The organism is Amycolatopsis sp. NPDC003676 (assembly GCF_053587275.1).
On sequence record NZ_JBSFNS010000388.1, the window covers coordinates 1 to 1108 of the forward strand.

Annotated in this window: 2 protein-coding genes; one reads left to right on the top strand and one right to left on the bottom strand. The window is 67.1% G+C overall.

Annotated features, from left to right (window positions below):
* Positions 1-187: 187 nt before the first annotated feature.
* Complete coding sequence (locus tag ACWDNU_RS46645; RefSeq protein ID WP_355277097.1) at positions 188-367, bottom strand: hypothetical protein; 180 nt, start codon at positions 365-367, stop codon at positions 188-190.
* Positions 368-561: 194 nt separating this feature from the next.
* Here ACWDNU_RS46645 and mihF point away from each other — a divergent pair, with 194 nt between their 5' ends.
* The gene (mihF, locus tag ACWDNU_RS46650) at positions 562-861 is read left to right on the top strand and encodes an integration host factor, actinobacterial type (protein ID WP_449673552.1); all 300 of its coding nucleotides are present in this window, start codon (positions 562-564) and stop codon (positions 859-861) included.
* The last annotated feature ends 247 nt before the right edge of the window (positions 862-1108 follow it).

Genomic DNA, 1108 nt, shown 5'->3' on the forward strand with positions numbered 1-1108 from the left:
CCGGAAACGTCTGGCGCACAACTGTGTAGCTGTCATCGCACAGTCACGGGGAGACGGTGACGACCGGTGACCGGTCGCGCCCGGGGTCGAGGAGCTTCGTTGATCCTCCGTGGTTCGCCGTTGAACCTTGGTCCCGTTTTGTGCTTCTGCTGGTGTTTCGTCGCAGCTGGGCGTGGTGTTACGTGGATCACCCCGCGGAGAAGTCGCCGTACTCCGGTGCCCCGTCGGCGCGGTGGCTCGCGATGAGCACGCCGGTGGGGGCCGGCCAGCCGCCGTGGGTGAAGCCGTCGACGGTGTCCTCCTGCGGCCCGCCCGGCGCCTGGTGGACGCCGTCGATGGTGCGGAACTGGGTCAGGGAGAGCTCCATGGCGCCGATCCTTTCGTCCGTTTCGTCCGTCTTGCAGGTCGTTCACCCATTACGACGGGCCCAGCACGCAAAACTCATCGGCGTATCCTCGCGGTGTGTCGGACTGGTGCTGCCGTTCGGTTGCTGTTTACTCGGTCCGTCAATCAGATGTTCGAGTGACGAGTGGAAGCGGAGGAGACATGGCACTGCCTACGATGACCGCCGAACAGCGCACCGAGGCGTTGGCCAAAGCGGCTGCCGTGCGCAAGGCGCGCTCGGAACTGATCGGCAAGGTGAAGGAGGGCAAGGTCACCGTCGCCGATCTGCTCAAGAAGGCCGACAGCGACGACCTGGTCAAGAAGACCAAGGTCGCCGCCGTGATCAAGGCGCTGCCGGGTGTCGGCCCGGTGAAGGCGGCCAAGCTGATGGATCAGGCCGAGATCCCCGAGGATCGCCGCATCGGCGGCCTCGGTGCTCGCCAGCGCGCGGCACTGCTGGACGCCCTCGAGGCCTGAGCCGAATCGCGGTCCGACGCCCGTGGACGCACAGCGTGCACACCACGGGCGTCGGGACAGTTCGGCCCGATGAGCTGGCTCAGACGCAGTAGGTCAGCAGGAAATCGTTGATGCGCAGGCGCCAGCCCGGTTGCAGTTCGATGGGCAGGGTGCCGACGCGCGACCAGCGTTCGGAGTCGGGGGCGGCGAAGAACGTACCGGAGGTGGCGGGGGCCTCCCGGACGAACACCTTGCCCCGGTCGGGGGC

Coding starts and splice junctions, on each gene's coding strand:
- ACWDNU_RS46645 (WP_355277097.1), bottom strand. CDS start 367: ATGGAGCTCTCCCTGACCCAGTTCCGCACCATCGACGGCGTCCACCAG.
- mihF (WP_449673552.1), top strand. CDS start 562: ATGACCGCCGAACAGCGCACCGAGGCGTTGGCCAAAGCGGCTGCCGTG.